Source organism: Spirosoma rhododendri (assembly GCF_012849055.1).
GTDB classification, from domain to species: domain Bacteria; phylum Bacteroidota; class Bacteroidia; order Cytophagales; family Spirosomataceae; genus Spirosoma; species Spirosoma rhododendri.
This window is the reverse complement of record NZ_CP051677.1, coordinates 2726151-2751998: the sequence shown is the minus strand read 5'-3', so window position 1 is coordinate 2751998 and position 25848 is coordinate 2726151. Positions and strand designations below refer to the sequence as shown.

Annotated in this window: 22 protein-coding genes; 14 read left to right on the top strand and 8 right to left on the bottom strand. The window is 55.6% G+C overall.

The window, feature by feature from the left end; all coding sequences use genetic code 11:
* The first annotated feature begins 12 nt into the window (after positions 1 to 12).
* Both HH216_RS11405 and HH216_RS11400 read left to right on the top strand, forming a co-directional pair.
* A complete protein-coding gene (locus HH216_RS11405) occupies positions 13 to 654 on the top strand; it encodes a hypothetical protein (RefSeq protein ID WP_169550930.1) in 642 nt (213 codons plus the stop codon).
* The gene (locus tag HH216_RS11400) at positions 651 to 947 is read left to right on the top strand and encodes a winged helix-turn-helix domain-containing protein (protein ID WP_169550929.1); all 297 of its coding nucleotides are present in this window, start codon (positions 651 to 653) and stop codon (positions 945 to 947) included. The genes HH216_RS11405 and HH216_RS11400 overlap by 4 nt, the downstream gene beginning before the upstream one ends.
* A gap of 66 nt (positions 948 to 1013) precedes the next feature.
* Here HH216_RS11400 and HH216_RS11395 read toward each other — a convergent pair whose 3' ends face one another.
* Both HH216_RS11395 and HH216_RS11390 read right to left on the bottom strand, forming a co-directional pair.
* On the bottom strand, positions 1014 to 2765 hold the full coding sequence (locus HH216_RS11395; protein ID WP_169550928.1) for a M14 family metallopeptidase: 1752 nt from the start codon (positions 2763 to 2765) through the stop codon (positions 1014 to 1016).
* 95 nt (positions 2766 to 2860) lie between these two features.
* Positions 2861 to 4561 (bottom strand): M14 family metallopeptidase, encoded by a 1701-nt coding sequence (locus HH216_RS11390; RefSeq protein WP_169550927.1) that lies wholly within the window; start codon positions 4559 to 4561, stop codon positions 2861 to 2863.
* A 177-nt stretch (positions 4562 to 4738) separates the two neighbouring features.
* Here HH216_RS11390 and HH216_RS11385 point away from each other — a divergent pair, with 177 nt between their 5' ends.
* From HH216_RS11385 to HH216_RS11350, 9 genes are all read left to right on the top strand, one after another.
* On the top strand, positions 4739 to 5965 hold the full coding sequence (locus HH216_RS11385; protein WP_169550926.1) for a low temperature requirement protein A: 1227 nt from the start codon (positions 4739 to 4741) through the stop codon (positions 5963 to 5965).
* A gap of 230 nt (positions 5966 to 6195) precedes the next feature.
* Positions 6196 to 6750, top strand: a complete 555-nt coding sequence (locus HH216_RS11380) for an RNA polymerase sigma factor (protein WP_169550925.1) — start codon at positions 6196 to 6198, stop codon at positions 6748 to 6750.
* 93 nt (positions 6751 to 6843) lie between these two features.
* Entirely contained in the window at positions 6844 to 7941 is a 1098-nt protein-coding gene (locus HH216_RS11375) for a FecR family protein (RefSeq protein WP_169550924.1), read from the top strand.
* 188 nt (positions 7942 to 8129) lie between these two features.
* Positions 8130 to 9629, top strand: a complete 1500-nt coding sequence (locus tag HH216_RS25840) for a TonB-dependent receptor plug domain-containing protein (protein ID WP_254448791.1) — start codon at positions 8130 to 8132, stop codon at positions 9627 to 9629.
* A complete protein-coding gene (locus HH216_RS25835; protein ID WP_332871509.1) occupies positions 9590 to 11776 on the top strand; it encodes a SusC/RagA family TonB-linked outer membrane protein in 2187 nt (728 codons plus the stop codon). Before HH216_RS25840 ends, HH216_RS25835 begins: the two co-directional genes overlap by 40 nt.
* 92 nt (positions 11777 to 11868) lie before the next feature.
* Complete coding sequence (locus HH216_RS11365; RefSeq protein WP_169550923.1) at positions 11869 to 13677, top strand: RagB/SusD family nutrient uptake outer membrane protein; 1809 nt, start codon at positions 11869 to 11871, stop codon at positions 13675 to 13677.
* Between the two features lie 71 nt (positions 13678 to 13748).
* Positions 13749 to 15266, top strand: coding sequence for an FG-GAP repeat domain-containing protein (locus HH216_RS11360; protein WP_169550922.1), 1518 nt, complete (start codon positions 13749 to 13751; stop codon positions 15264 to 15266).
* A gap of 57 nt (positions 15267 to 15323) precedes the next feature.
* Positions 15324 to 16685, top strand: a complete 1362-nt coding sequence (locus HH216_RS11355; protein ID WP_169550921.1) for a cytochrome P450 — start codon at positions 15324 to 15326, stop codon at positions 16683 to 16685.
* Between the two features lie 222 nt (positions 16686 to 16907).
* On the top strand, positions 16908 to 17282 hold the full coding sequence (locus tag HH216_RS11350) for an HPF/RaiA family ribosome-associated protein (RefSeq protein WP_169550920.1): 375 nt from the start codon (positions 16908 to 16910) through the stop codon (positions 17280 to 17282).
* A 60-nt stretch (positions 17283 to 17342) separates the two neighbouring features.
* Here HH216_RS11350 and metK read toward each other — a convergent pair whose 3' ends face one another.
* From metK to HH216_RS11325, 5 genes are all read right to left on the bottom strand, one after another.
* On the bottom strand, positions 17343 to 18620 hold the full coding sequence (gene metK / locus HH216_RS11345) for a methionine adenosyltransferase (RefSeq protein ID WP_169550919.1): 1278 nt from the start codon (positions 18618 to 18620) through the stop codon (positions 17343 to 17345).
* Between the two features lie 79 nt (positions 18621 to 18699).
* The gene (locus tag HH216_RS11340) at positions 18700 to 19254 is read right to left on the bottom strand and encodes an RNA polymerase sigma factor (protein ID WP_169550918.1); all 555 of its coding nucleotides are present in this window, start codon (positions 19252 to 19254) and stop codon (positions 18700 to 18702) included.
* Between the two features lie 251 nt (positions 19255 to 19505).
* Complete coding sequence (locus HH216_RS11335; RefSeq protein ID WP_169550917.1) at positions 19506 to 20660, bottom strand: lycopene cyclase family protein; 1155 nt, start codon at positions 20658 to 20660, stop codon at positions 19506 to 19508.
* Positions 20661 to 20738: 78 nt separating this feature from the next.
* Positions 20739 to 21617, bottom strand: coding sequence for a lipoyl synthase (gene lipA / locus HH216_RS11330; RefSeq protein WP_169550916.1), 879 nt, complete (start codon positions 21615 to 21617; stop codon positions 20739 to 20741).
* A 350-nt stretch (positions 21618 to 21967) separates the two neighbouring features.
* The gene (locus HH216_RS11325) at positions 21968 to 22546 is read right to left on the bottom strand and encodes a hypothetical protein (RefSeq protein WP_254448790.1); all 579 of its coding nucleotides are present in this window, start codon (positions 22544 to 22546) and stop codon (positions 21968 to 21970) included.
* A 196-nt stretch (positions 22547 to 22742) separates the two neighbouring features.
* Here HH216_RS11325 and HH216_RS11320 point away from each other — a divergent pair, with 196 nt between their 5' ends.
* Positions 22743 to 23159, top strand: a complete 417-nt coding sequence (locus tag HH216_RS11320) for an OsmC family protein (RefSeq protein WP_169550915.1) — start codon at positions 22743 to 22745, stop codon at positions 23157 to 23159.
* A 106-nt stretch (positions 23160 to 23265) separates the two neighbouring features.
* Here HH216_RS11320 and HH216_RS11315 read toward each other — a convergent pair whose 3' ends face one another.
* Entirely contained in the window at positions 23266 to 24069 is an 804-nt protein-coding gene (locus HH216_RS11315) for a hypothetical protein (protein ID WP_254448789.1), read from the bottom strand.
* Positions 24070 to 24246: 177 nt separating this feature from the next.
* On the opposite strand from HH216_RS11315, the gene HH216_RS11310 reads away from it, so the two are divergent.
* Together HH216_RS11310 and HH216_RS11305 are read left to right on the top strand one after the other, a co-directional pair.
* Positions 24247 to 24708, top strand: a complete 462-nt coding sequence (locus HH216_RS11310) for a hypothetical protein (protein ID WP_169550914.1) — start codon at positions 24247 to 24249, stop codon at positions 24706 to 24708.
* Between the two features lie 131 nt (positions 24709 to 24839).
* Positions 24840 to 25676, top strand: a complete 837-nt coding sequence (locus HH216_RS11305; RefSeq protein ID WP_169550913.1) for a hypothetical protein — start codon at positions 24840 to 24842, stop codon at positions 25674 to 25676.
* The last annotated feature ends 172 nt before the right edge of the window (positions 25677 to 25848 follow it).

Sequence of the window (25848 nt, the reverse complement as noted above, 5' to 3'; positions counted from 1 at the left end):
TCTGTTCAACTCATGCACGAATCACGTGAACACCTTCAGACGCTGACCGAAATTCGCAGCCTGATGGAGCGTTCGTCAAAGTTTATATCGCTCAGCGGCTTGTCGGGCGTTTCGGCCGGGCTGGTGGCACTGGCGGGCGCTTTCATTGTGTACACCCGGTTTCGCTGGCAGGCGCTGTTGCCCGCTCCCTACGGCGACCGAATCACCAGCCAGCTGTACGGCAGCGACCGGACTTTTCTGGTCGGCGTTGCGCTAGTCGTGCTGGCGCTGGCACTAGTGTTTGGGGTGTATTTCACCATCCGCAAGGCGCACCGGCAAGGGCTGTCGGTCTGGAACAACTCGTCGCGGCAACTGCTGCGATCGATGGCCGTACCGTTGCTGGCCGGGGGAATTTTCTGTCTGGCCCTGTTGTCTTACAATCTGATCTGGCTAACCTTGCCAGCCACGCTCATCTTCTACGGGCTGGCGCTGGTCAGTGGCAGCAAGCACACCCTGCGCGACGTGGAGTCGCTGGGTTACTGCGAAATCGGGCTGGGTTTGCTGACGCTATTCTGGCCGGGTTATAGCCTGCTGGCATGGGCTGTCGGGTTTGGCCTGCTCCATATTCTGTACGGACTGGCCATGTACTATAAATACGAACGGGGTACCGAATGAATCAACTACTGACAAACTTCAACAAAGCCTTTGAAAGCAAAGCGCGGCTGAGCCTCATGTCGGTACTAATGGTCAACGATTCGCTCAGTTTCAACGCGTTCAAAGAATTATTGGGCCTGACCGACGGGAATCTGGCGACGCACCTGCGCGCGCTGGAAGAAGCGGGTTTTGTATCGGTGCAGAAGCAGTTCGTCGGTCGCAAACCCAATACAACCTACACCGCTACCGAAGCGGGCAGGCAGGCGTTTACCGAGCACCTCAACGCGCTGGAAGAATTTATCAAGGGTATCTGACGAACGCATCGTGCCCCGGCTTGCTCAGCCGGGGCACGATGCGTTTGTCCGTAGTTCCGATGGCAATTACTCCACCGTTTTCGACGCCAGCCCACCCTTCTGACTGTCGACCTCGACGGTTGCCTTACCGGGTTTGCCGCTTACGATCCAGCGCACTTTGACGTAGCCCATGCCTGGAATATTCGGCACCTCAATCGTAGCCGGGTTGTTTTTTTGCTCGCGGGCGATGCCCAGATCGTCGTTGTCGACAATCATTCCCGCCAACGCCGTAGCGCCTTTCAGCGAAATGCGGTCAGGCCGTTCGATTCGGTATTTCAGGTCGTGGCTCGAGTGGGTCGGGATTACGCGCTGATTCTGCACCGTCGCCGTAATCTGGGTCAGGCCGTTGGCGAGGGGTTTTATTTCGATGTCCTGCACCGTCAGCATCGGCATGTTATCGGCGTGAAAGAGCGTAAACGCCATGTTGCGATGGGCGTCTTCTTCGAGCATAAAACCGGGGTGGTTGCGGATGTAGTTTTTCTTCGGCCCACCAATTTCAATGTCGCCAAACTGCGGGTGCTTGTACGCTTTCCACGGCACATAGGCATCTTTCAGCAGCAGGTACTTGTCGAACTGGTTGAACTCGTCGTTCTGAAACCGATTCTCATCTGATTTCTGGTTAAAGAACTTGTACGACGTCATCAGCTCCGTTGAGAACGTAAAGACACCCCGGCCCAGCGAGAACCAGTCGATTTCACCGCCGTACACGGTGTACAGGTCTTTGTAGATGGTCAGGTAGCGGTAGCCGGGAATCATCTTCTCCCCCACTTTCCCAATCACGTCGTACACGGCAATATCACCGGGTGTGTAGTAGGGCACATCTTCTTCCGAACCCGGTCCGCGCAGAAACATACCGCCGTAATTGTGGTAGCTCTGCGCTCCGGCGATGTTGGGGTGGCTCATCGCGAATTTCTTCACGGCCTGTGTTTCGGGCAGCGTACCGGGGTAGTACAAGGCCCCGCGCTGAATATAGTCAGGTTGCCAGCCCCAACCCCAGTCGCGGTTGGGGTCGTACTGCCCGATCACGTCTTCATTTACCAGCCCATCGCCGTCGTTGTCTTCACCCTCGTAACCCAGAATTTCGTACGTCCCCGGCTCGTCGGGTTTGGCGGGCACCATGCGGTTTGGATCGCTGGGGTCGACGTTCCACCGGCCCAGCGGACTCTTCCGGCGCATCTGCACGATGTTGCCGTCTTTGTCCAGATCGTCGTATTTATCCTCGTCAACCTGCCCGTCGCCGTCGTCATCCAGCGGCATCATACCGGAGCGGGGCGTGTTGGGGTTGTTGGGGTTCTTGACGAAATCTTCGCGGGCGTCGGGGTTGATCGTCGGGGCAATGTAGAACACCCGGTCTTTCAATAGCTGTTGAATGTATGACTCATCAGCAAACGATTCGGCCAGGTACCAGGCCGTGTACATCGCGACCTCCGACCCCTGAATTTCGTTGGAGTGAATATTACCGTCGATGTAAAAACCGGGCTTGCGGGCCGGGTTCCCCGTTTTTGTGTCGGTAATGGTCAGCACCCAGATGTCGCGGCCCTGATACGATTTGCCCATCGACTCCAGCTTCACCAGATCGGGGTAGGCTTTGGCCAGATCCTGACAGAATTTGGTAATCATGCCGTAGTCGTTATAGTGATTCCACCGCATCGGCACTTTTGGATTCACGGGCGACCCAATGGCTTTCAGCCCGCCGGGATCGTCGGTTTTGGCCGGTTGCTTCTGCCCAACGGCTGTCAGCGCAAACAGGCTAAGCGTTATGAGGAGTATATGTTTCATCGAAAGTATGTTCAAGGTTTAAGGTGTACTGTTTAACGTTGAAGAGTAGCTACGCGGAGCAACATTGACCGTTAGACAGTACACCTTGAACCGGTTTATTTCAGATTGATTTCCTGCTGCTGAACGCCGGTCATGGCGTTACCGGCTTCGAGCGTGACGCGCCCGGACCCGCTGACGAGAAACGTTACGTCCATCGTTTCCCCCGCTGCCATCGGGCCGCGCAGCATGATCCGACGACCCGACACGACGCTCTGTTTGTCAGCTAGTTTCAGCTCGACTTTCATCTTCGGCACCCAGCGCACGCGGTCGCCCAGTTCGCTACCCGTTGGCAACAGTCCCCGATTCACGACCTGCGCCGTAACACGATGCAGCCCGCTTCCCAGCGATTCGCTGCGCACATTGACGATCTCGATCCGCGGCATCCGCCCGGCCAGCGCCGTTACGAACTGCACGTGTTTCTGCACATTGTCGGCCAGGAACCGGACCGGCGGATTCTGTCTGGCAAACGGAACCAGCCCACCCACTTCGGCCCTGCGATTCGGGAAATCGGGGTGGTCGATGGGTGTCCAGTTGACGTACACGTTGGTCAGGCCGTTAGCGTCGGCCCATTTCAGGAAGCGGACGTCTTCGTTGTCGTCCCCACCTTTGGCCGCCGTAGCCGTCGCAGGCGGGGTGGGTTTGGCGGTGGCACTGCTATCGCGCCGGGCGGGAGTAGCGGCCGTAGTTTTGGGTGCCCACCAGCCGGGCGTCGAGAAACTGAACCGGCCGTGGTGGTAGTAGGCCGTCTGGGCAAAGTTGCCTTTGGTCGCGGGCATGGCCGGGGCGTCTTTCAGACTCGTCTGCGCGTTGTACAGTTTCGACACCTGTTCGCCCACTGTCGCGTCTTTTTCCAGCAACCCCGTAATGATGCGCTTCGTCGTTTTGGCCCGGTCGAACCTGGGCGCTTCGCTCAGATTGTTGTACGGTCCAAAAGTCAGGACGGCGTAGATGTTCGGCGATTTGGCAAGGAAGTCGAGCAGAGCGCGATTTTCGGGTTCCGAAACGGGCATTTCGCCGGAGCCGGGCGTGAAAAACGGGTAGTCGAAGGTGAAGTTTTTGTCGATTGCCACCCCGCCCTCACCGTCTTCGTTGTGCTGCCCGTCTTTGTCGGTGTCGGTTCCTTCCGATACCAGCACGTAACGGCCCGTTTCGCCTTTCGCCGGATCGGCTTTCACCAGCACGCGCGCGTCGTCTTTGCTCGGTACGTACTGCCCCGTCGGGTCTTCGACGCGCACCTGCGTAATCTGCCCGTCGCGGTTCAGGTCGTCAAACGGGTCTTCGTTCAGGTGCCCGTCGCGGTCGTCGTCGGTGTCGCGGGCGTTGCCGGTGCGCTCGAAGCGGAGCTTGGCGAACGCCTGCGCCTGTGCATCGGGGCTGACGAGGGGTATGACGTAGATAGTCTTGGTGTCGAGCACCCGGCGGATACTGTCACTGGTGCTGCTCAGCAGTTTTTCGGCCAGTTCAACCGCCATTTCGGTACCGGCGAGATGACTGCCATCAATACCGGCCACGATCGCCAAAGCCGGTTTGGCGGTTGCCTTCCCCCGGCCGAGGGTGAGCACCCAAATATCGTTACCACTGAGTGATTTACCGATGGATTCAACCGCAGCGGCATTGTCCGACCGGCTGGCCAGTGCTTTCAACCGGGCCGATAGCTGCGCGTGATTCTGATAGTCTGGTGGTGCCGGGGCGGGTTGTGCCCTGAGCAGTGGACTCCATAAGCTGATGAAGAAAACAGTACGAAAAAGGTGTTTCATGCGGGTTTTGCAATAGATACGTTGGCGCTAAAAATACAACCTGACTAACAGACTATCACAACCATAAACAACCGACGCAGTTTGTATATCGTATATACTGCGCTAAATATGATACCCGGCGGGTTGCCCGGCTGCTCACTGCATCATACCGATCACTGCAAACCTGTTTACTTACCTATGGCATCCGATACCAGTTCCGGCATTCCTATTCTGCGCAGTAGTCGCGAGCCGGGTCATCGGCAAACCACCTGGCCGGAACTGCTGAACGACCTCGTTTTCACGGCTATAATCGCCCAACTGGCGCAGCGACTGCTGACCGACGACAGCGATATGTCGTTCCTGGAATTCGTGCTGCTGTTCGTGCCGATCTGGTGGCTCTGGAACGGCGAAACCACCTATTCGACCCGCTTCGACAACGAGCGCGACGTTACGCACCGGGTGCTCACCAGTATTCAGCTGATCGCCCTGATTATTCTGGCAACCACCATTCCCCGGTCGGTCGAATCGGAAGCCCTGTCGACGGTCTTTGCCATTACGTATTCCATCACCCGCTTCGCACTGCTTGTGGAGTATGGCCGGGTGTGGTATTACCTGCCCGAAACTCGGGACTATATCCGACGCATCGTGCTGGGGTTTAGCGTTTCCATTATCCTGTGGGTCGCGTCTGTGTTCGTGCCGATTCCCTATCGGTACTGGCTGTGGGCGCTGGGCCTACTGATCGAGTTGACGACACCCCTCGTTGCGATAGGTGCCGAACACCACAAAAAATTTCCGCCCGACGTACGGCACCTGCCCGAACGCTACGGGCTGTTCACGCTGCTGGTACTGGGGCAGTCGATTACCAGCATCGTCAATGCGATGATCGACCACGGCCTGACGATGAGGTCTGTCAGTGCCACGATTCTTTGTTCCATCATCGTCATCGGTATCTGGTGGGCTTACTTCGACCGGGTTGACGATGAGGCTGTGCGTAAGGTGGAAAAAGACGGTTCGAATTTGCCGTACCGCTTCTGGCTTTACCTGCACTTGCCCCTGACGATGGCGCTGACGATGGTTGGCGTTGGGATGGAGATGACCGTACGAAACGTCGACACGCTCGATCTGTCGCGGTCGGCGCAATGGTTCATCACGGGGGCGCTGAGCGGCTATTTCCTGACGCAGGCCTGCATCAGCCTGACAACGCTGCTGTCGGGACCGTGCCACCCCAGCTTCAGACGGGGGATTATCGTCCGGTTTGGGCTGGCAGTGGCCTTTGCCCTGCTCGGCTTCCTGGAAAACATCGGGCCGCTACAGCTACTGAGCATACTGGTGGCAAGTGTGCTGGGCCTGATTCTGAGCGACACCCTGGGGCCCGAACCGCCGTCCAATTTTGAAGGCGGTAAGGAAAAAGAGAATCAACCGTGACGTGCGGCTGCCCCTGCCGGATTGCTCAGCAACACTGTGCGGTTGAAATCGACGGTGGCTGGCCGAAAAATAATCAACCAAATTGACCGTTTTGCTAGTAAATCGACAAAGCCGGGTGCTTTTGTAGATAACTTCCCCCGTAAAACAACTTACTTGCTGACTCGGACAGTCATCAGCTTCAACGCTGGTGTCCTGCCTTTTTTTGTTTACCGCTATCTCAACAGCGCGCAATGCCTGATTACGCCAATCATCTGTCCGACGAGCTTCTTTGGGAAGCGTTCAAACAGGGCGACCGGCTGGCCTTTCGGCAGATTCTTACGGTGCACTACACATCGCTGTTTCGGTTCGGCGCGCGCTACAGCAAGAACCCGGCGTTTGTCGAAGATTGTCTGCACGACCTGTTTGTGTATCTCTGGGACCGTCGGCAACACGTCAGCCCGACCAATAGCATTCGGAAATACCTGTTCACGTCGTTTCGGCACAAACTCCTGCTCGAACTGCAACGTACGCACCGGCGCGGCTGGGTCGACGAGGAAGAAGCGCAGGACGTAGCCCCCGACCAGACAATCGAAGACTTTTTCGTCTTCATCGAAACTGAACAGCTATCGGCGCAGAAGATCAAATACCTGATCGATCTGTTGCCGCAGCGGCAGCAGGAAGCGCTGCACCTGCGCTACTACGAAGACATGGACATTGATCAGATTGCCCATGTGATGACGATCAACCGGCAGTCGGTTTCCAACCACCTTTACAAAGCACTTAGCTTCCTCCGCGAGAACTGGTAAAAATTTTTCTCAAAAAAAATCACGAAAAGGCAGGGTATCAAACCCGAGCTGGCTAATTATACTAGCACGGACGCACCTAAATAGTCCTTTTCGGTGAAATCATTTGACCATTCCGATTTAGCTGATTTTCTCAACGATCCTTCCTTCCGGGCGTGGGTGCGTGGCCATGCAACGCCCGACGAAGCCGACTGGTGGGCGCAGTATGCAGCACAGCATTCCGCGAAAGCCGTGCTGCTCTGGCAGGCGCGTGAAACGCTGCTGGGCCTCGAACAGGCTACGTTTCCGGCCAACCCCGATCGGGTTAATATGGCCATCGACTCGATCATGGCGGCTACCGAACCGACCTTATCAAGACCCGGTCTGGCACCTGCCACCTGGCGATTCGGGTGGGCCGTAACGGCTACGGTATTGATTTGCCTGCTGGCGGGCTGGGGCTGGCATCTTAATCAGCAGCGGCCCGTAACGATTTACAAACAACTGGTTGCCCACGCCACAGTGCCGATGCAGGAAGTGGTCAACGACGGGTCGAAAACGCGGCTGGTGTTGCTGGCCGATGGGAGCTCGGTTGTGTTGCAGCCCAACAGCCGGATTAGCTATCCAGCCAATTTCACCGCGCACCGTAACCGCGAAGTGTACCTGACCGGCGAAGCGTTTTTTGAAGTAGCCAAGAACCCGCATCGGCCGTTTCTGGTCTACGCCGACAAGGTGATTACCAAAGTGCTGGGCACCAGCTTTACGGTGCGTGCTACGGCGAAAGAAGGCGTCGATGTGGTGGTGAAAACGGGCCGGGTATCGGTCTTCACGCGCGACGACGGCCAACGTACCGACAAGGTAGCCTCGCTTCAGCTGAAAGGATTGGTGCTAGCACCGAATCAGCAGGTGCGCTTCGACCGGGCCGACAACCACCTGACGCGCTCGCTGGTCGAATCGCCCGCGCGGCTCGACATGGTTATTCAGCGGCCCGTATTTGAGTTCAACAATACGCCGGTCAGTACGGTATTTGCGGCCCTGACCAACGCGTACGGTATCGAAATCATCTACGATGCCGATATGATGAAGAACTGTTATCTGACAGCCTCGCTGGACGATGAACCGCTCTTCGAGAAACTGACAATGATTTGCCGGACGCTGGATGCTCAGTACGAGCAGATGGACGGGAAGCTCATTATTTCCAGTAAAGGTTGCCCCTGAAATTACTCAACGTTATTACCCTGCCTATGACATGAACAATTCGTAAACCAGACAAAAAAAGAGTCAGCCGTGCGCCAACACAACTGACTCCGAAGTAACTCCCCCACAGCTTTCTGCGACAAAAGCACCCCCAATGCCGGGGTAAGGGATTTTTATTGCCGTTCTGAACCGACAATTATTTCAAAAGTATGACAAATCGAATACAAATGCAGCACCGGCTGCTCAGATTCATGCGGACAAGCTGCTATCTGTTTTTAGTCGTGACTGCCTTCGCCACCGTGGTCCGGGCGAACGACGGCTACAGTCAGGAATTACTCAACCGGCGCGTCAGCCTCGACCCGGCCGACCGCCCACTGGAGCAGGTTATCAGTCAGCTTAGCAAGCAGGCCAACGTAAAATTCATGTACAACCCGCGCATCTTCAGTACGCAGAAAGTGCGGACGGTGGCGGTAGCTAATGAGAAACTCTCGACCGTACTCGATCAGCTGCTGGCCCCCGCCCAGATCAGCTACGAAGTCGACGGGAAAACAATTATTCTGAAGCGTATTGCCATCACAACGCCCACTACCGGTGCGGCCACAACCACGTCGATACGCCCAAACGGCGAAAAATCCGTCCCGCCAATCACCGTCACGGGCCGGGTTCTCGATGAAAAAGGCACGGGCCTGCCCGGCGCAACGGTACTGGTGAAAGGCACGGCCAACGTGGGTACCGCTACCGATGCCGAGGGTCGCTACACGCTCAACGTGCCCGACGGTAACGGTACGCTGGTCATTTCGTCGATCAGCTATACGTCGCAAGAGATCCCGATCAACAACCGGACAACCATCCCCGATGTGCAGCTGGCGTCTGACGTGAAATCGTTGAATGAAGTCGTCGTGGTTGGCTATGGTACACAGCGTAAGAAAGACCTGACGGGCGCGGTTGCCGTGGTCAACGTCGCGGAATTGCAGCAGCAGCCAACGGCGCAGATCACCAATCAGTTGCAGGGCCGAGCATCGGGTGTAACGGTGCTGGGTTCGGGACAGCCGGGCGAAGCACCGCAGGTTCGTATTCGGGGTCTGAATACCTTCGGCAACAACCAGCCGCTGTACGTTGTCGATGGCGTGCCGACGCAGAACATCAACGACATCAACCCCAACGACGTAGCGTCGATGCAGGTATTGAAGGATGCGGGCTCAGCGTCGATCTACGGGTCGCGGGCGGCAAACGGGGTCATCATCATCACGACCCGGCGCGGTACCGGCAAGGTAAAAGTGCAGTACGATGCCTATTACGGTATGCAGTTTCCGAAAGGCGGCAACGTCTGGGATCTGCTGAATCCGCAGGAAACAGCGCAACTGAAGTTCAACGCGCTGCGCAACGCCAACCCCAACGCGGTCATCAACGACCCGCTCTACGGCAGTGGCGCGACGCCAACCCTACCCGACTACATCGCGCCACAGGGAGCCAAAGAAGGCGATCCGTCGGTCGACCCATCGCGGTATAACGTCAACCCGAACTATACCAGTCCTGAGCAGTACAACTCGTTTTACCGGATCACCCGCGCCAACAAGACGGGCACCGACTGGTTCCACGAGATTTTCAAACCAGCGCCGATCACGAGCCATAACCTGGCCGTTAGTGGGGCGGTCCGCAGGGCAACTACCTGTTCTCGTTCAACTACTTCAACCAGCAGGGTACGCTGATCAACACGTATCTGAAGCGCTACACGATCCGGTCGAACAGTCAGTACAACATCCGCGAGAATATTCGGGTGGGTGAAAATCTGGCCTTCTCGGTTACCGACAACCCGCGTGTCAACGCCTTGCAGGAAGGTAGTGCTATCGGTATGGCCTTCCGCCAGCAGCCGATCATTCCGGTCTACGACATTGCCGGCAACTACGCTGGCGGCTACGGACAGGGTCTGGGTAACGCCAACAACCCAGTCGCCATTCAGCAGCGTACCAGCAACAACCGGGGGCTGGGCAACCGTCTGTTCGGTAATATGTACGCCGAAGTTGATTTCCTGAAAAACTTCACGGCCCGCACCAGCTTCGGGGGTGAACTGTTTATGGGTAACTTCAACTCGTTTGCGTACCCGACCTACGAAAACCAGGAAAACACCACGACGAACTCGTACACGGAGAACACGTACAGCGGTAATAACTGGACCTGGACCAACACGGTGCAGTATCAGCAAAACTTCAACAACGTACACGATCTGAAAATCCTGGTGGGTACGGAAGCCTACCAGAACCGGGGCCGGAACGTGGGTGGTAACACGCAGAACTACTTCTCGTTCGACCCCAACTTCACCAACCTGTCGACGGGTGCGGGAACGCCGACCAACTACAGCAACCGCTACGCCGATGCGCTTTTCTCGCTGATCGGCCGGGTCGATTACAGCTTTAAAGACCGGTATCTGATCGGGGCAACCGTCCGGCGCGATGGGTCGAGCCGATTCCAGAACTACCAGTACGGTGTATTTCCAGCGGTGAGTGTGGGCTGGCGGGTGTCGCAGGAGTCGTTTATGAGCGGGCTGACCTGGCTGAACGATTTGAAAATTCGCGGGGGCTACGGCGTCATGGGTAACCAGCTGAACGTCGATCCGGCTAACGCCTACACAACCTACGGTGGCGACCGGACTTCGTCGTACTACGCCATCACGGGCTCGAATTCGGCCAACTCGCTCGGCTTCCAGCGTACCCGCATCGGTAACCCCGACGCGCGCTGGGAGAAAAACATCAACGCCAACATTGGTTTCGATGCCAGTCTGTGGAAAGGGAAACTCGACCTGACCGTCGACTATTACAACAAAGAAGTACGTGACCTGCTCTACACGCTCGAACTGGCGGGTACGGCCGGTCTGGGAACGCCCCCGGCGATCAACATCGCCCGGATGCGTAACCACGGTCTCGACATTGCCGCGTCGAGCACGGTCGACGTATCAAGCGATCTGCGCCTGACGGGTACACTGACCTTCACGACTTACAACAACAAGATCGTATCGCTGGCCGAAGGGGTCGATTACTTCGATCAGGAAGGTCGCCGGTTCAACGGTAGCTACATCGTGCGTAACGCTGTGGGCCATTCAATCGGACAGTTCTACGGCTACAAAACGGCGGGCTTCTGGAATTCGCAGGAAGAAATCAACGCAGCCAACACGCAGGCGCAGCAGGCCACCGGCAACCCGTCGGCCGTGTACCAGAACGACGTGGCTGTGGGTCGCTTCCGCTACGCCGATACCAACGGCGACGGACAAATCACCGACGCCGACCGGACGTACCTCGGCAACCCGAACCCGAAATTCAGCTATGGTCTGAACCTCGGCGCGACCTACAAGAAGTTCGATTTCAGCATCTTCTTCTACGGCTCGCAGGGCAACGACATCTGGAACAACGTACGCTGGTGGACCGATTTCAACGCCAACTTCCAGGGTGCCAAGAGCCATACGGCCCTGTACAATTCCTGGACGCCGGAAAATCACGACGCGAAAGCACCGATTCAGGAAACGGTCGGTTCGTTCAGCTCGGCCAACGTACCCAACTCGTACTTCGTGGAGAACGGTTCGTACCTGCGGGCGAAGAACGCCCAGCTTGGCTATACGCTGCCCGCCAACACGCTGAAGCGGCTGGGTATCGAGCGGATGCGGGTATACGTGCAGTCGGCCAACCTCTTTACGATTACCAAATACTCGGGTCTTGATCCCGAAATCGGCACGACGTCGAACACCAACAACAGCGCGGGCGGTAGTCTCAACCAGTCGTTCTCGAACACCACGTCGTTCGGTATCGATGAGGGCGTTTACCCCAACCAGCGCCAGTTCCTGTTCGGCCTGAATGTCACGTTTTAAAATGCGTTCAAGGTTTATGGTTTAATGGTCAATGTTCCTCCGGAAACCTTAGACAGTAAACCATAAACCTTGAACCTCAAACCAAAACCTAAATGAAACTATCTCACTATATGGTGGCGATGCTGGCCGTTACGGCGGCTGGCGTTACGCTCGATTCCTGCACAAAGAGTCTGGATATTCCGGCGCAGGGGGCACTGAGCGATGAAGTACTGGCAACCCAAAGCGGGGTCGACGCGCTGCTGACGGGTACGTATGCCGCCCTCGACGGGCAATACAACAACGGCTCGGCCCTGAACCTGGCGGGTACCGATGGCTGGCAGGCATCGCCCACCAACTGGACCTACGGCAGCATCGCCGGGGGCGACGCCCACAAAGGCAGCGACGGTAGCGACCAACCGGCCATCGACGCCATCGCTAAATTCACGGCCGACCCCAGCAACGGCTTTTTCAACGGCAAATGGCGGACGGTCTACGAGGGCGTCAACCGGGCCAATTCGACACTCCGGCTGCTGGCTGCTGCAACGACAATTTCCGATGCCGACCGCGTCAGCTTTAGCGCGCAAGCCCGCTTTCTGCGCGCGCACTATTACTTCGAGCTGAAGAAGATGTTCAACCGGGTGCCGTGGATCGACGAAACCATCGCGACGCCAGCTGCCAGTTCGCAGCCCAACACTGAAGACATCTGGCCGCGTATTGAAGCCGATTTCCAGTATGCCTATGATAACCTGCCTACTACGCAATCGGATCTGGGCCGGGTCAACAAGTGGGCAGCGGCTTCTTATCTGGCCAAGACGTACATGTACGAGAAGAAGTACAGCCAGGCCAAGACGCTTTTTGACCTGATTACAACGCAGGGTGTAACGACCAGTGGCCTGAAATACGTCCTGACAACCCGCTTCCACGACAACTTCGACGCGGCTACGGAGAACAATTCCGAAGCAGTATTCGCGATTCAGATGGTTGCCAACGACGGTACGAACACCATCGCCAGCGCGAATCAGGGCGATATGCTCAACTTTCCGTACGGCAACAGTCCGTTCCGTTGCTGCGGCTTTTTCCAGCCGTCGCAGGATCTGGCCAACTCATACCGCACCGATGCCACCGGCCTGCCGCTCGTCGACACGTACAATAGCAACCCGGTGAAAAACGACCAGGGCGTCGCGTCGACACAGCCGTTTACCCCCGACGCCGGAAACCTCGACCCACGCATCGACTGGACGATTGGCCGCCGGGGCCTTCCTTATCTTGACTGGGGGCTGCACCCCGGTGCCGACTGGATTCGGAGTCCGGGCCAAACCTACGCTGGGCCGTATTCGCCAAAGAAAAACATCTACATGCAGTCGACGCAGGCACAGTACGCCGATCAGCATTCGTGGGCACCGGGCACGGCCATCAACTACAACGTCATCCGCTACGCCGACGTACTGCTGATGGCGGCCGAAGCGGAAGCGCAGTTGGGTAATCTGCCACAGGCGCAGACCTACGTCAATCTGGTACGGGCGCGGATAGCGAATCCGGTCAATTTCGTCTATCAGTACACCAACAACGCCAACCCGCTGGCCGGCAATTCGACTACGCCAGCCGCCAACTACACGGTAGCGGCTTACCCAACCGGCCGGTTCGCGAGCCTGGGTAAAGACGGTGCGTTGAAGGCGATCTATTTCGAACGTAAGCTCGAACTGGCGATGGAAGGTCACCGCTTCTTCGACCTGGTGCGCTGGGGTACGGCCGAAACGACGCTGAATAACTATTTCACCTACGAAAGCACGATCACGACCGACATCCGGGGTGGCCGGTTTATCTCGGGTCGTAGCGAGTACTTCCCCATCCCGCAGCGGCAGATCGACCTGAGCCGTTCCGGCGGCACATCGTCGCTGACCCAGAATCCGGGTTACAATTAAGCAAGTGTGCGTTCAACAAAACGAGACAGCTATCCAGTTGTCTCGTTTTGTTGTTTCTAACCCCAACATAAATGTTTAAACCCACCATCCTATACACGTTGGCCATACTCGGGTTGCTCACAGGCTGTCAGTCGAGTAGTGAAACGACAAACGCGACAGTCGGCGACCCCGTGGCAACCGAGGGGGAAGCGCTGGCGAAGCAATATTGCGGCTCCTGTCATCTGCCCGTTTCACCCGCGATGCTGGATAAGACGACCTGGAAAAATCAGGTGCTTCCCGCAATGGCGCCAAAGCTGGGGCTGGAAGTCTGGCAGAAAACGCACTACTTCCGCCCGGCCAGTGCCAGCATTTCGCAAACCGATTGGGATAAACTGCGGACGTACTACGAAACACTGGCCCCGGACAGTTTGCACCCGGCCAGCGATCAAACCAAATCGGCTGACGACTGGGCGGGTTTCTCCCTGCTGAAACCCGGTGAATCGACGGGTAACACGGCTACCACCACCATGGTCGCGTTTGACCCGGCACAGCAGCAGGTGTATTCCAGCAACGAAACCGACGCGGGTCTGTACCGCTGGGGCAGGAATCTGAAACCCGAACGCCTACGCACGCTGCCCTCTCCAGCCGTGCAGGCTCGCTTTATCAACGACAACAGCAAGCCCGAGCGGATAGCACTAACCTGCATCGGTACCATGCTGGCCGTCGATCAGCCAGCTGGTCAACTCATTGAACTTGCACCCGATCAGGCCAATGACCCCACTGTACTGACGCAGCAACTCCCCCGCCCCATCGAATCGACGCCGGGCGACTTCAACCACGACGGTCTGACGGATTGGCTCGTCTGCGGATTCGGGCATAACATGGGGGGTTTGTATCTGCTGCGCCAACGTCCCGACCATCAGTTCGACAAACAGGTTATTCGTAACGTCGCTGGCGCGACACAGGTCATCACCGGCGATTTTAACCGCGATGGCTGGCTCGACTGTATGGCGTTGTTTGCTCACGCCGACGAGGGCATCTGGCTATTTACCAATGATCAGCACGGTGGCTTTACAGAACGCATGGTGTTGCGTTTCCCGCCCGTCTACGGCTCGACTAGTTTTCAACTTATCGACATGAACCGCGATGGTCGGCTCGACATCATCTACACAGCGGGTGATAACAGCGACTATTCACGTATTCTCAAACCCTATCACGGCATTTACATATTCCTGAACGACGGGCACGATCAGTACAAACAGCAAACGTTTCTGCCCCTCAATGGTTGCACAAAGGCCGTGGCCGCTGATTTCGACAAAGACGGTGATCTGGACATTGCCGCCATTGCGTTCTTCGCCGATTTAGGCCCGGCATCGCCCCAAACGTTCGTGTATTACGAAGGTCAACCGGCACAAACCTTCCGGCGGCATCATCTCCCGATCAGCCAATACGGACGGTGGATTTGCATGGACGTTAACGACTGGGACCACGACGGCAATCTGGACATTGCGTTGGGTAACTTCAGTCGCGGCTTTCTGAATTCCCCCGCTTACAAGCCTACCTACGACAGCTATCTGCCCTTGATTGTGTTGCAAAACAACGCGCATTGAGCACCGAAGAAACGCGTACCAACGTTATTTTTACGTGATTTCGTCAACGCATTTCTCATGGCCGATCAACCACCCATTCCGTTCCACCGGGGCCACTTTTTGTTTGGTAGTACATTCTCCCTGCTGCGCGACTCGCTGGGTTTGCTCCGTCAGCTACAGCAACAGTACGGCGATCAGCGCGTGGTCCGAATAAAGGTCGGGCGACGCATGATAACGGTGTTGCTGAAGCCGGAGGAAACCAAATATGTATTGCAGGAAAACAACCGAAACTACGGGCGGGGCCGCTCGTACAAGATCCTGCGCGAGTTTCTGGGCGATGGTTTGCTAACGACCGACGGCGACTACTGGCGTCGGCAACGTCGGCTGGCGCAACCCGCTTTTCACCGGCAAAAGCTGGCCCTGCTGGCCGACACGATGATCGACGAAGCCGTTAGCTGGACCAGTCAATTACAGCGGCTGGACAAAACGCAACCCGTCGATATGTCGGCCGCGCTGATGGAGGCCACGTTGCGAATCGTTACGAAAACGCTGTTTGGCTCGGGGCTGGGCGACCAGACGACGCGTTTGTCGCAGGCGCTGAATGACCTGAACCATATTATCAGCCAAACCGTACTGAACCCGCTACGCCTGCCGAACTGGGTACCAACTCCCGCCAACAAGTCATACATCAACGCGTCTGGGCTGGTAACCGATCTGATAACGGGTATCATTCGGGAACGGCGGCAATCGACCGGTAAGCACGACGATCTGCTCGATATGCTGCTGCGGGCCACCGACGAGGAGACGGGCGAAGGCATGACCGACGCGCAGCTGCTGAGCGAACTCGTCACGCTGTTTACGGCGGGCCACGAAACCACGGCGGCCTCAATGAGCTGGACACTCTACCTGATGGCCACTCACCCCGACGTACAGGCCCGCGCCCGCGCCGAAGCCCTCCGAACACTCGGCACCCGCACCCGCTTCTCCGCCGACGACCTGCGCGCGATGCCGTATCTGACCCAGATCGTCAACGAATCACTCCGCCTGTACCCACCCGCCTGGGCGATGAGCCGACTGTCGCTGGGGCCGGATCAGTTGGGAGCGTACCATCTGAATGCTGACGAAGGTGTGCTGATTAGTCCCTATCTGCTGCACCACGATCCGGCCAGTTGGCCCAACCCCGATCAGTTTGACCCCAACCGCTTTGCACCAGACCGTTCGGCAGATCGACACAGCTATGCGTTCCTGCCGTTTGGCGGTGGCCCCCGGCTTTGTATCGGCAATCAGTTTGCCCTGATGGAAATGGTTGCCCTGCTGGGCCAACTGCTGGTCACATTCGAGTTGCAGCCTATTACCTCCGAACCCATGCTACCCCGGCCGCTAATTACGCTTCGCTCGAAACAACCGATCCGGCTTTACCTGCGTGATTGGCCAGTGTAGCACCTCGCCAGTCTGGAAATTATACTTTACAAAGAACTTTGATTAGTTACCGTTCCACGAATTTCGTTAAATCAGTTCAAGTCAGCCAGTGACGACGACTAGACGGGGGGCACCGTGAAACGAGTTTGTATCTTTCAAAGACGCCCTTGACATTGTGGTGGGTATACCCAAACTTAGATAGTCCATTGATGTTCTGTTTCAATTCACTTAAAAGGCGACACAATGAGACTAAAAATGCACGCCGTACGCTTCACGGCCGATCAGAGCCTGTTCGATTTTATCCAGGCTAAGCTGAATAAGCTCGACACCTTTCACGACCACATTGTTAGTGGTGAGGTGTTTCTCAAACTCGAAGGAGCCGACTCCAACAAGGTCAAAGAGAAAATCATCGAAGTCCGGTTAATGCTGCCGGGTAAAGAGATTTTCGTCAAAGAAAACGACAAAAGCTTCGAGGCCGCCACGGATCGGGTACTCGAAGTACTGAAAGATAAACTGGTGCGCTGTAAACAGAAACGCAACGACTTTTCGAGTCAGGCAATTGTGGATGAAAAAGCCCGTATGCAGGCCGACGAGACGGTGGACGTCGATGATTTATAAAATTGGCATAAACGAAAAAAGCCTCATCGTGTGATGGGGCTTTTTTCGTTTATGCCTGGACTACAGGCCAAACGCTTCTTTTACTTTATCGACGAAATCAAGTTTCTCCCAGGTGAAGAGTTCAACTTCGACTTCTTTGGTTTTCCCGTTCGAGCCGAATGTTTTGGTTACCACTTCATTTTTACGGCCCATGTGTCCGTAAGCGGCTGTCTCCGAATAGATCGGATTCCGCAGTTTCAGCCGCTGCTCGATAGCGTACGGACGCATATCGAAAATCTGGGCGATCTTTTCAGCAATCGCGCCGTCGTGCATATCGACCTTCGACGTACCGTACGTGTTGACGTACAGACCGCAGGGCTTGGCAACCCCGATCGCGTATGATACCTGCACCAGCACCTGATCGCAAAGGCCCGCAGCAACCATATTCTTGGCAATGTGCCGGGTTGCGTAAGCCGCCGACCGGTCAACTTTCGAGGGGTCTTTACCCGAGAAAGCACCACCGCCATGCGCTCCTTTACCGCCGTAGGTATCAACGATAATCTTCCGGCCCGTCAGCCCCGTATCGCCGTGCGGTCCACCGATGACAAACTTACCCGTTGGGTTGATGTAGTACGTGATGTCGGCGTCGAACAGACCATGCAGTTCAGGCTTTAGTTTAGCCTTCACGCGGGGAATCACGATGTTGATAACGTCTTCCCGAATCTTGGCCAGCATCGTCTCATCGTCGGCGAAATCGTCGTGCTGCGTCGATACCACGATAGTATCGATACGAATTGGCTGATCGTCGTCTGAGTACTCGATCGTTACCTGCGACTTGGCGTCGGGGCGCAGATACGGCATCAGATCAGACTCGTTGTTACGAATGTGCGACATTTCCCGCAGGATGGCGTGCGCCAGATCGAGCGGCAAGGGCATATAGTTGTCGGTTTCGCTGGTCGCGTAGCCGAACATCATCCCTTGGTCGCCAGCACCCTGTGCGTTCGCCAGCGTTTCAAAGTCGTTGTTCTCCACCTTCCGGTCGACACCCTGATTGATGTCAGCCGACTGATCGTGCAGGGCAGAAAACACACCGCACGAGTTCGCTTCGAACATGTATTCGCTCTTCGTATACCCAATCTTGCGAATTACTTCGCGGGCAATCTTCTGCACGTCGAGGTACGTATCCGTCTTGATTTCACCGGCCAATACAACCTGTCCGGTCGTTACCAGCGTTTCGCAGGCAACCTTGCTGGACGGGTCAAAAGCAAGAAAGTTATCAATTAACGCGTCAGAAATTTGATCGGCCACCTTATCAGGATGCCCTTCTGATACTGACTCAGACGTGAATAAATATGGCATTAGGCTATACAGGCTTAATTTGACCCACAAAACTAAAGCTTATTTAAGAAGGGGCAAATAAAATACCCGACCCGTCGGGTTACAGTTCCCGCCGTTGGTGGATGCGGTGCGCAATGTCGCGCGCGCGCTTCAGCCGCATCTTTATAGCGCTGATACTGACCTGATGTTCATCGGCCAGCACGGCAATGTCTTTACCGAGCAGATATCGATCGCGAAGGATTCGCTCATCGCGCCCCGCGAGCTGATTCAGCGTCTGTTCGGCATGATGCCAGCGGTCGTCGAGCGATGCCCCATCCAGCCCCGGCAGGTGATGCGTTTCGAGCAGATCCGTATCGCTGAACAGCGTATGCCGACGCAAATCGCGCTGCTGACGAACGGTAAAACAATGATTCCGGGTGAGGGTGTAAAGCCAGGTTGAAAAGCTCGCTTCCTGGCGAAAGCCACCAAGCCGTTTGAGCACCTTAAAAAACACTTCCTGCATCTGGTCCTGCGCTTCGACGGAATCTTCCAGATAACGGATGCAGGATTGGTACACTTTGCGGCTGTAGCGGCAGTAGAGTTCGGCAAAATCGGCAGCCTCGTGCGATTGAATAAACCGATCTACCAACTCTTCGTCAGTAAAAGTCTTTTTCATGGGTCAATAACGTACCATCGGTTAGCAAAATGAATTTGCTAGCCGACTCGATTCATATGGGTTGAATACAAGACGTACGTTACCGCGTGAGGCATGTAAGGTGGAGCAACTACCGAACAAAGCAAAAAAAAAGAGGGTAATCACTCACCTATCGGGCAACAATCCTATGACTACGTTTTCGACATATGGTAACAGTGCCGTGCTGTAAATACTAACGCATCACCATTTATATGACTGATTGACAGCTGTTCCTAGCGGGAAATAATTTTCCGGCGCAGCACATCGACCAATCCTTTCAGGAATGGCCCTATAGGCATGGTAGCAAACAGCCGGATTTCCTCGAATAGCGTTGTGTCTTCGTCGAGGAATCGAAACACGCGGCCGGGGTTACGGGCGTATATACGTGTAAACAGGGCGTCGGCGGGGTAACGGTGGTTTTCCAGCACGTTCAGGAAGATACTGTCGTAAAGCGCGAATCGCCGTTTGAACCACGATACATCACGTGCTGGCTTTTCCCGACTGGCCAGATTATCGACCAGTTCGCGCAGATACCGCTGCGATCGGTTGAACGTGTAGCCTGTCGATGGCTTCGTGTAGCCGCCCGAGGTACCGATTCGGATAATGTGCTCCGATGGCAGTTCGGTTGTCGGCACGTCGGACATGGGAATTACGCCCGTTTCGACGTCGGTAATCTGGTAAGCCCCGGTATCGACGTGCTGACTCAGGTAATGGCGGAGGGCGTATTCGTATTCGGCTTCGGTCAGCAGCCGGTCGTTGAACAGGGTGAACTCCACCAGCGCACGATTGGTATCGAACGGCAGGACGTACACAAACCGACAGTCGCCGTGCTGTTCGGCCCGGAAGTCCATAATAGTTGGGATGGCCGGATCAAAACATGCCCGTTCCGTTTCGACAAACCAGCCTTTAAAATGTTGGAGCAGGTTGTGCCGCTCCGGCTGATCGAGGGACAACTGGAATGTACTGTCGAATACGTAATCGGCGAGATACGGTTCATCGTCGGCGATCACAAAACCGCCCTGTGGCGTGTCCTTTATGCGGTTGATCGTAGCCTGCCGCCGTTCGACGTTCGGAAACTTGGCCAGATGCTCTTCAACGAAGGCGTAGAAGTCGATACCGCGCAGCATCTTGTACCGATAGCCCCCCATGCCCAGGCGACCCGTATAGCCCGGTCCGTAGAACAGGGCGGTATCCCATTTCTGAAAAAGAATCGGCTCGAACGGCCCCGTTTCTTTTTCCCAGAAGCACCAGGTTCGGTCGTTGCGATTTTTCAGATCGCGTTCCAGAATAAGTATCGATCGGTCGCGTAGTGCGGAAGAGGTCAGGTAGTACGCCAGACTCAGACCCGCCATACCACCCCCTGCGATGATGAAGTCGTATTTTTTCATGCAAAAACAAAAGCCCGGGCGCACCGCCCGGGCTTTCTACGAAATAAGGTCGCTATTGTCAGGTTTACAAATCGTTACCTAGACATTTACGTGTTTTTCCGCGTGGTAACTCGACCGAACCAGTGGCCCCGACTCAACGTACTTCAGTCCGCGCCGGAGTCCTTCTTCCCGGTACATCGCAAAGGTGTCGGGGTGAATCCACTCGATGACTTCGTGGTGCATCTTGGTTGGTTGCAGGTATTGGCCCAGCGTCAGGATGTCCAGCCCATTAACCGCCAGATCGTCCATCGCTTTGAACACTTCGTCGTGGGTTTCGCCCAGCCCCAGCATAATGCCCGACTTGGTGCGCTGCCCGTAGTCTTTCGTGCGCCGGATTTGTTCCAGACTGCGCTCGTAACGAGCCTGTGGACGTACACGCCGGTACAGCCGCTCGACGGTTTCCATGTTGTGCGATACGACTTCCTGCCCTGCCGAGATCATCCGCTCCAGTGCCTCCCAATTGCCTTTCGTATCGGGAATCAGGGTTTCGATGGTTGTTGCGGGGGATGCTTCCTTGATAAGACGCACCGTTTGGTACCAGATTTCGGCACCCCGGTCTTTCAACTCATCGCGGTTTACCGACGTCAGTACAGCGTGTTTGACTTTCATCAGCACGATGGCTTCGGCCACGCGCCGGGGCTCGTCAGTATCGTATTCGTTGGGCCGACCGGTAGCAACGGCGCAAAACGTACAGCTACGGGTACAGACGTTACCCAATATCATAAATGTAGCCGTACCTGCGCCCCAGCACTCACCCATGTTGGGGCAGTTGCCGCTCTCGCAAATGGTATGCAGCTTGTGTTCGTCAACCAGTTTCCGAACCTTGGCGTACTCCGGCCCGATGGGCAGCTTCACACGCAGCCAGTCGGGACGTTTTTTGCGTTGTTGTTCGGAGGGTACTACGGGTAATTCGATCATATCTCCTCGTGCCTTTCTACGAAAATTCGTTTTAGCGCCGTAAAGTTCGTTCGTGGCGCATTGAGAAGAAAGAAGCGAGACGTAAGAAGAAAGATTGGTCTGTACCAGTTTCTTTCTCCTTACGTCTCGCTTCTTTCTTAGCCAAAAAATCTATTTGCGGCTACCGAAAAACAGCGTGATATAGCCCGACGTGAAAAATTGCCGGTTGCCGTCTGTCCGGTTGGCACCGGGCGACGTATCGGGGATAATGACGATTTTGTTGGGGAACACTTCGGCCAGAAAACCGATTTCGACGCCGGTGGTATTGTTGCGAAAGGTGCTCAGTTCGAAACTAAGGGCCGCCTTGGCGTTCAGTCCAACGGTGAACTGCGAATTACCGAAGCCCTGAAAGAAGCCCCCGGCCCCACGGGTGCCCCCGTAGCACCGGGCTGATACAGCGACGAAGCCGGAACGGACACCTGCCGATTGCCCTCCTGCACGTTGACATAGTAGGGTTTGATGATGCCCAGCGTCGGCCCAGCCGCAACGATACCGTTTACCGCGATCCCTTCGTCGCCCGACCGCTGAAACAGCTTGACCTCCCGGCCATACTGCCCCCGCACGGCAAACAGGTAGTTTTCTTTTCCTTCGATAAACCGACCCGATGCGTAGCCGCTACTGGTAGCCAGTTCCTTCGGATGCTTTACGTTAACGGCTTCAATACTAAGGTAGCGCGCCTGCGGCAAGCCAAACAGGTCGCCCGGCAACTGCTTCGATTGCCGAAACGATACCCCGCCCAGAATACCGGAGTTTGTGTTGGTCGTGACGCCGAAGGTAGTCGTACGCTGGTAGTTGTCGTCCTCCGGATCGCTGTTCTGCGCCACTGCCCGGCCACTCCCCAGCAGCCAGCCCAGTAACAGCGTGCCTATAACTGTATATCGTGTTCGCATCGCTCTCTAATTCAGCATTAAAGCTACTTTAATTCCTGCTAATCTGCCAGCAAAATTCGACCGGCACTAGCCTAACCCAATCTCCCTGCTTATGTTTAACGAAAAATGGGTATCGGATTGCCGAATATAACCACAGTTTCTTTGGTGGAGAAAGCATCCGGCTACCCGCATCTATTCATCAAGTAATTAGCCAGTTATGCCAACCATTCATATCGATTACCAGGGTGAACTTCGCACTGATTGCACCCACCTTCAATCGGGTACTCATATCCTGACCGATGCCCCTTCCGACAATCAGGGCCGGGGTGAAGCGTTCTCACCAACCGATCTGGTTGCCAACGCGTTAGGAGCGTGTATTCTGACAACGATGGCCATTTTCGCCCGACGCGACGGTATCGAGATGAACGGCAGCTCGGCTGACGTGACCAAAGTGATGAGCAGTGAGCCGCCCCGTCGCATTGCCCGTATCGATGTAGCGCTGACATTACGCACAACCGGTTCGCTGCCCGACGAGGCCACCCGCGCGAAGCTGGAGCGCATCGCCCACACCTGCCCCGTCGCCATCAGCCTCCACCCCGACATCGAGCAGGCGGTTACGATTGCATGGGAATAGTTTTGAAGTTGTAGAGTTGTAAAGTTGCGATTCCCCGCCGGGCCTGACGCACGCTGGCTACCGCCGGATGGCAACTTTACAACCCTATAACTTTACGACTCTACAACTATTTTTTCTCCCGTCGGGCTTTGCGGTGCTTCACCCACGATTTTACGTCGGCAGTGAAGTTTTCCAGGAAAAACGAGGGGCCAACCGATACGTACAGGCCGCTGTAATTGATCTGGCTTTCGGGTATGTCCTTTTTCAACACAAACCGATAGCCCGTCAGAAAGTACAAACCAAACCAGCGCAGGGGCTTGAACCACCGGACGTACGGAAACTGATAAGCCGCCGATATGCCCACCCCTACCGGAATGAAAATACCCCGCGCCACTTCCACGTCTTTGTCGGGTTCGGCGACTTCGTAGCGCGAATGCCCGTAGCCAATCTCCGTCGGCAGACTGACCTCAAACGGGCCCTTCCGATACAGATACCGTTCGTAGAAAACCGTGGCAATGCGTAGATGACGTGTTACGGCAGCCGACGTGTTGGGCAGAAGCCCCGGCTGATCGAGGTGTTGATTGACGAAGTAAAACCCGGCCCCCGCTTTGAAACTGGCTGCCCGACCGCTGGTCAGCGCATCGCGTTTGCGCTGCGACGGAAACAGAAAACCCGCCCGTACACCGTATACGTTGACGGGTGTCCGCTGATCGTTTTCGTTGCGGGTATCATTGAAGAAAAAGAACCGCTGATCCGTCGAGGCCGTGAACGTCAGCGAGTTTGGCGCGGTCGACGCCGTCCCGGATGAGTCGCGCCCGTCGGTAAGTTTCGTTTTTTTCTGAATCCCGGCCTGCCCCTGCGCCCACACAGCCGCACCCATGCCGACATACATAAATAGAAAGAAAAAAAATTGCCCCGCTATACGATTCATTGATCTGTGGTTGATGATGACATAACGACCGGGCTAGTCAATGGTTCTGAACACACCGCCCGCCCCCCGGCCGGTTCGGTGTACCGGCCCCGGTTTTGACTCAGCAAAATTTGTACGAGCATTAACATTTGATCGTACAGGGCGTTGAGTGGCTAGCATCGAAAACTGTGCAACGCTATGGCAACGAAAACAGATAAAACCGCCGACAAACCCAAATCGGATACCCCTAAAAAGAAAGCAGCTAAAAATTACGACAAGCCAGAGCTACGCGAAAAACTTAAGGAAGAAATCACGGCGGGGGATAAAGGTGGCAAGCCCGGTCAGTGGAGCGCCCGGAAAGCCCAGTTGCTGACCCACGAATACGAGAAAGCGGGCGGTGGTTACCTCGACGACAAGCGTACCGAGTCGCAGCAGCATTTGTCGACATGGACCAAAGAGGAGTGGCAAACATCTGACGGCAAACCCGCCGACCGCGAAGGGGGCACAACCCGGTATCTGCCCAAAGAAGCGTGGGACGAACTCTCACCCGCGGAGAAGAAAGCAACCAACGCCAAAAAGCAGGCAGGCTCAAAAGAAGGAAAGCAGTTTGTCGACAATACGGCGAAGGCGAAAAGCGCTCGTAAGAAAGCGGAGAAGTGAGCGACTTCAGTCTGTAAGTCAGCAGTTAAGAGCGGAGATGGCTACCGATAAGTCAATACACCACGGATGTATGACTACATGGCGATACGATGCGTTAGTATTGCGTCGTCACTATCCAAACGCACCCGTTCATGGTACTCAACATCCGCTCACTGGCCGTCTACCTGCTACTGGCAACCGGCTTATTTTCCTGCATCGACCACCGCCTGGGTGGCCCGGCATCGCCCGCTCGACTTCGTCTTCGTTCCGTACAAAGCGTGGAGCAAAACAGTAACACCAACTACACGTATACGTATAGCTATGACAGTCAGAACCGGCCCGTGTCGATTGACAGGGTCTTCAACGGCAAGAACAGCCTGGCTGTAATCGCTTACGGCGATCCGCAGCTGAATTATGTTAACAATGCTTCAGGGGCGAACTATACCTTCTACATTGAATACCCAGACCCAGCCGACAAGACGCAGGGACAAGCCACGCCCTATCCATTGCCACTGGACGGAGTTAGTTTTACCGTAAGACGATATTATCTACTGAGAGGGAAAGTGTTTTCTGACATCTATGACAGAACGTATCAATACACCTTCGACGCAGACAAACGGATAAGCGGCTACCTCGAAATTGGCAGCTCGTCGCCCATCGATCAAAACGGTTACAGGTACGCTTACACAGGCGAAAATATCACGAGTGAGCAATTCAGCACAGCAGCCGGGCACGGAGTACGAGGGACGGCCACCTATACATATGATGCACAGCCAAATCCTTTTTTCGGGTTGCTGGACCCGGCAATAGACCAAACGACACGATTCAGTCGAAACAACATTACGAGCGTTACCTATTCCACAACGAGTCTGCCGAACGTGACATACGCCTACGAATACAACGCACAGGGCCTTCCTACGAAGCGAACAGCAACCAGCCCCAGCGGAACCACGCTCGGAACTATTGTATATACTTACGAAAATTACTAAGTAAATCGTAACCAGTCTTTTCCAGGAGGTCGAACGGTAGCGTTCGACCTTTTTTCGTTTACAACCAGCAGCCTTCCAATTCACTATCAACTGATTGCAGAGATGATTCATCGACTTGATGGATCATACGATCATGGACGATACCGGGGAAAAATATAAGTAGAAAAAGTTT

Excerpts from the sequence above, each read along its gene's own strand:
- HH216_RS11390 (WP_169550927.1), bottom strand. The coding sequence starts at position 4,561 with ATGAAACACCTTTTTCGTACTGTTTTCTTCATCAGCTTATGGAGTCCA.
- HH216_RS11335 (WP_169550917.1), bottom strand. The coding sequence starts at position 20,660 with ATGAAAAAATACGACTTCATCATCGCAGGGGGTGGTATGGCGGGTCTG.
- HH216_RS11325 (WP_254448790.1), bottom strand. The coding sequence starts at position 22,546 with ATGCGAACACGATATACAGTTATAGGCACGCTGTTACTGGGCTGGCTG.
- HH216_RS11380 (WP_169550925.1), top strand. The coding sequence starts at position 6,196 with ATGCCTGATTACGCCAATCATCTGTCCGACGAGCTTCTTTGGGAAGCG.
- HH216_RS11360 (WP_169550922.1), top strand. The coding sequence starts at position 13,749 with ATGTTTAAACCCACCATCCTATACACGTTGGCCATACTCGGGTTGCTC.
- HH216_RS11385 (WP_169550926.1), top strand. The coding sequence starts at position 4,739 with ATGGCATCCGATACCAGTTCCGGCATTCCTATTCTGCGCAGTAGTCGC.
- HH216_RS11340 (WP_169550918.1), bottom strand. The coding sequence starts at position 19,254 with ATGAAAAAGACTTTTACTGACGAAGAGTTGGTAGATCGGTTTATTCAA.
- HH216_RS11305 (WP_169550913.1), top strand. The coding sequence starts at position 24,840 with ATGGTACTCAACATCCGCTCACTGGCCGTCTACCTGCTACTGGCAACC.
- HH216_RS11395 (WP_169550928.1), bottom strand. The coding sequence starts at position 2,765 with ATGAAACATATACTCCTCATAACGCTTAGCCTGTTTGCGCTGACAGCC.
- metK (WP_169550919.1), bottom strand. The coding sequence starts at position 18,620 with ATGCCATATTTATTCACGTCTGAGTCAGTATCAGAAGGGCATCCTGAT.
- HH216_RS11365 (WP_169550923.1), top strand. The coding sequence starts at position 11,869 with ATGAAACTATCTCACTATATGGTGGCGATGCTGGCCGTTACGGCGGCT.
- HH216_RS11310 (WP_169550914.1), top strand. The coding sequence starts at position 24,247 with ATGGCAACGAAAACAGATAAAACCGCCGACAAACCCAAATCGGATACC.
- HH216_RS11315 (WP_254448789.1), bottom strand. The coding sequence starts at position 24,069 with ATGAATCGTATAGCGGGGCAATTTTTTTTCTTTCTATTTATGTATGTC.
- HH216_RS11405 (WP_169550930.1), top strand. The coding sequence starts at position 13 with ATGCACGAATCACGTGAACACCTTCAGACGCTGACCGAAATTCGCAGC.
- HH216_RS11350 (WP_169550920.1), top strand. The coding sequence starts at position 16,908 with ATGAGACTAAAAATGCACGCCGTACGCTTCACGGCCGATCAGAGCCTG.
- HH216_RS25840 (WP_254448791.1), top strand. The coding sequence starts at position 8,130 with ATGACAAATCGAATACAAATGCAGCACCGGCTGCTCAGATTCATGCGG.
- HH216_RS11355 (WP_169550921.1), top strand. The coding sequence starts at position 15,324 with ATGGCCGATCAACCACCCATTCCGTTCCACCGGGGCCACTTTTTGTTT.
- lipA (WP_169550916.1), bottom strand. The coding sequence starts at position 21,617 with ATGATCGAATTACCCGTAGTACCCTCCGAACAACAACGCAAAAAACGT.
- HH216_RS11400 (WP_169550929.1), top strand. The coding sequence starts at position 651 with ATGAATCAACTACTGACAAACTTCAACAAAGCCTTTGAAAGCAAAGCG.
- HH216_RS11320 (WP_169550915.1), top strand. The coding sequence starts at position 22,743 with ATGCCAACCATTCATATCGATTACCAGGGTGAACTTCGCACTGATTGC.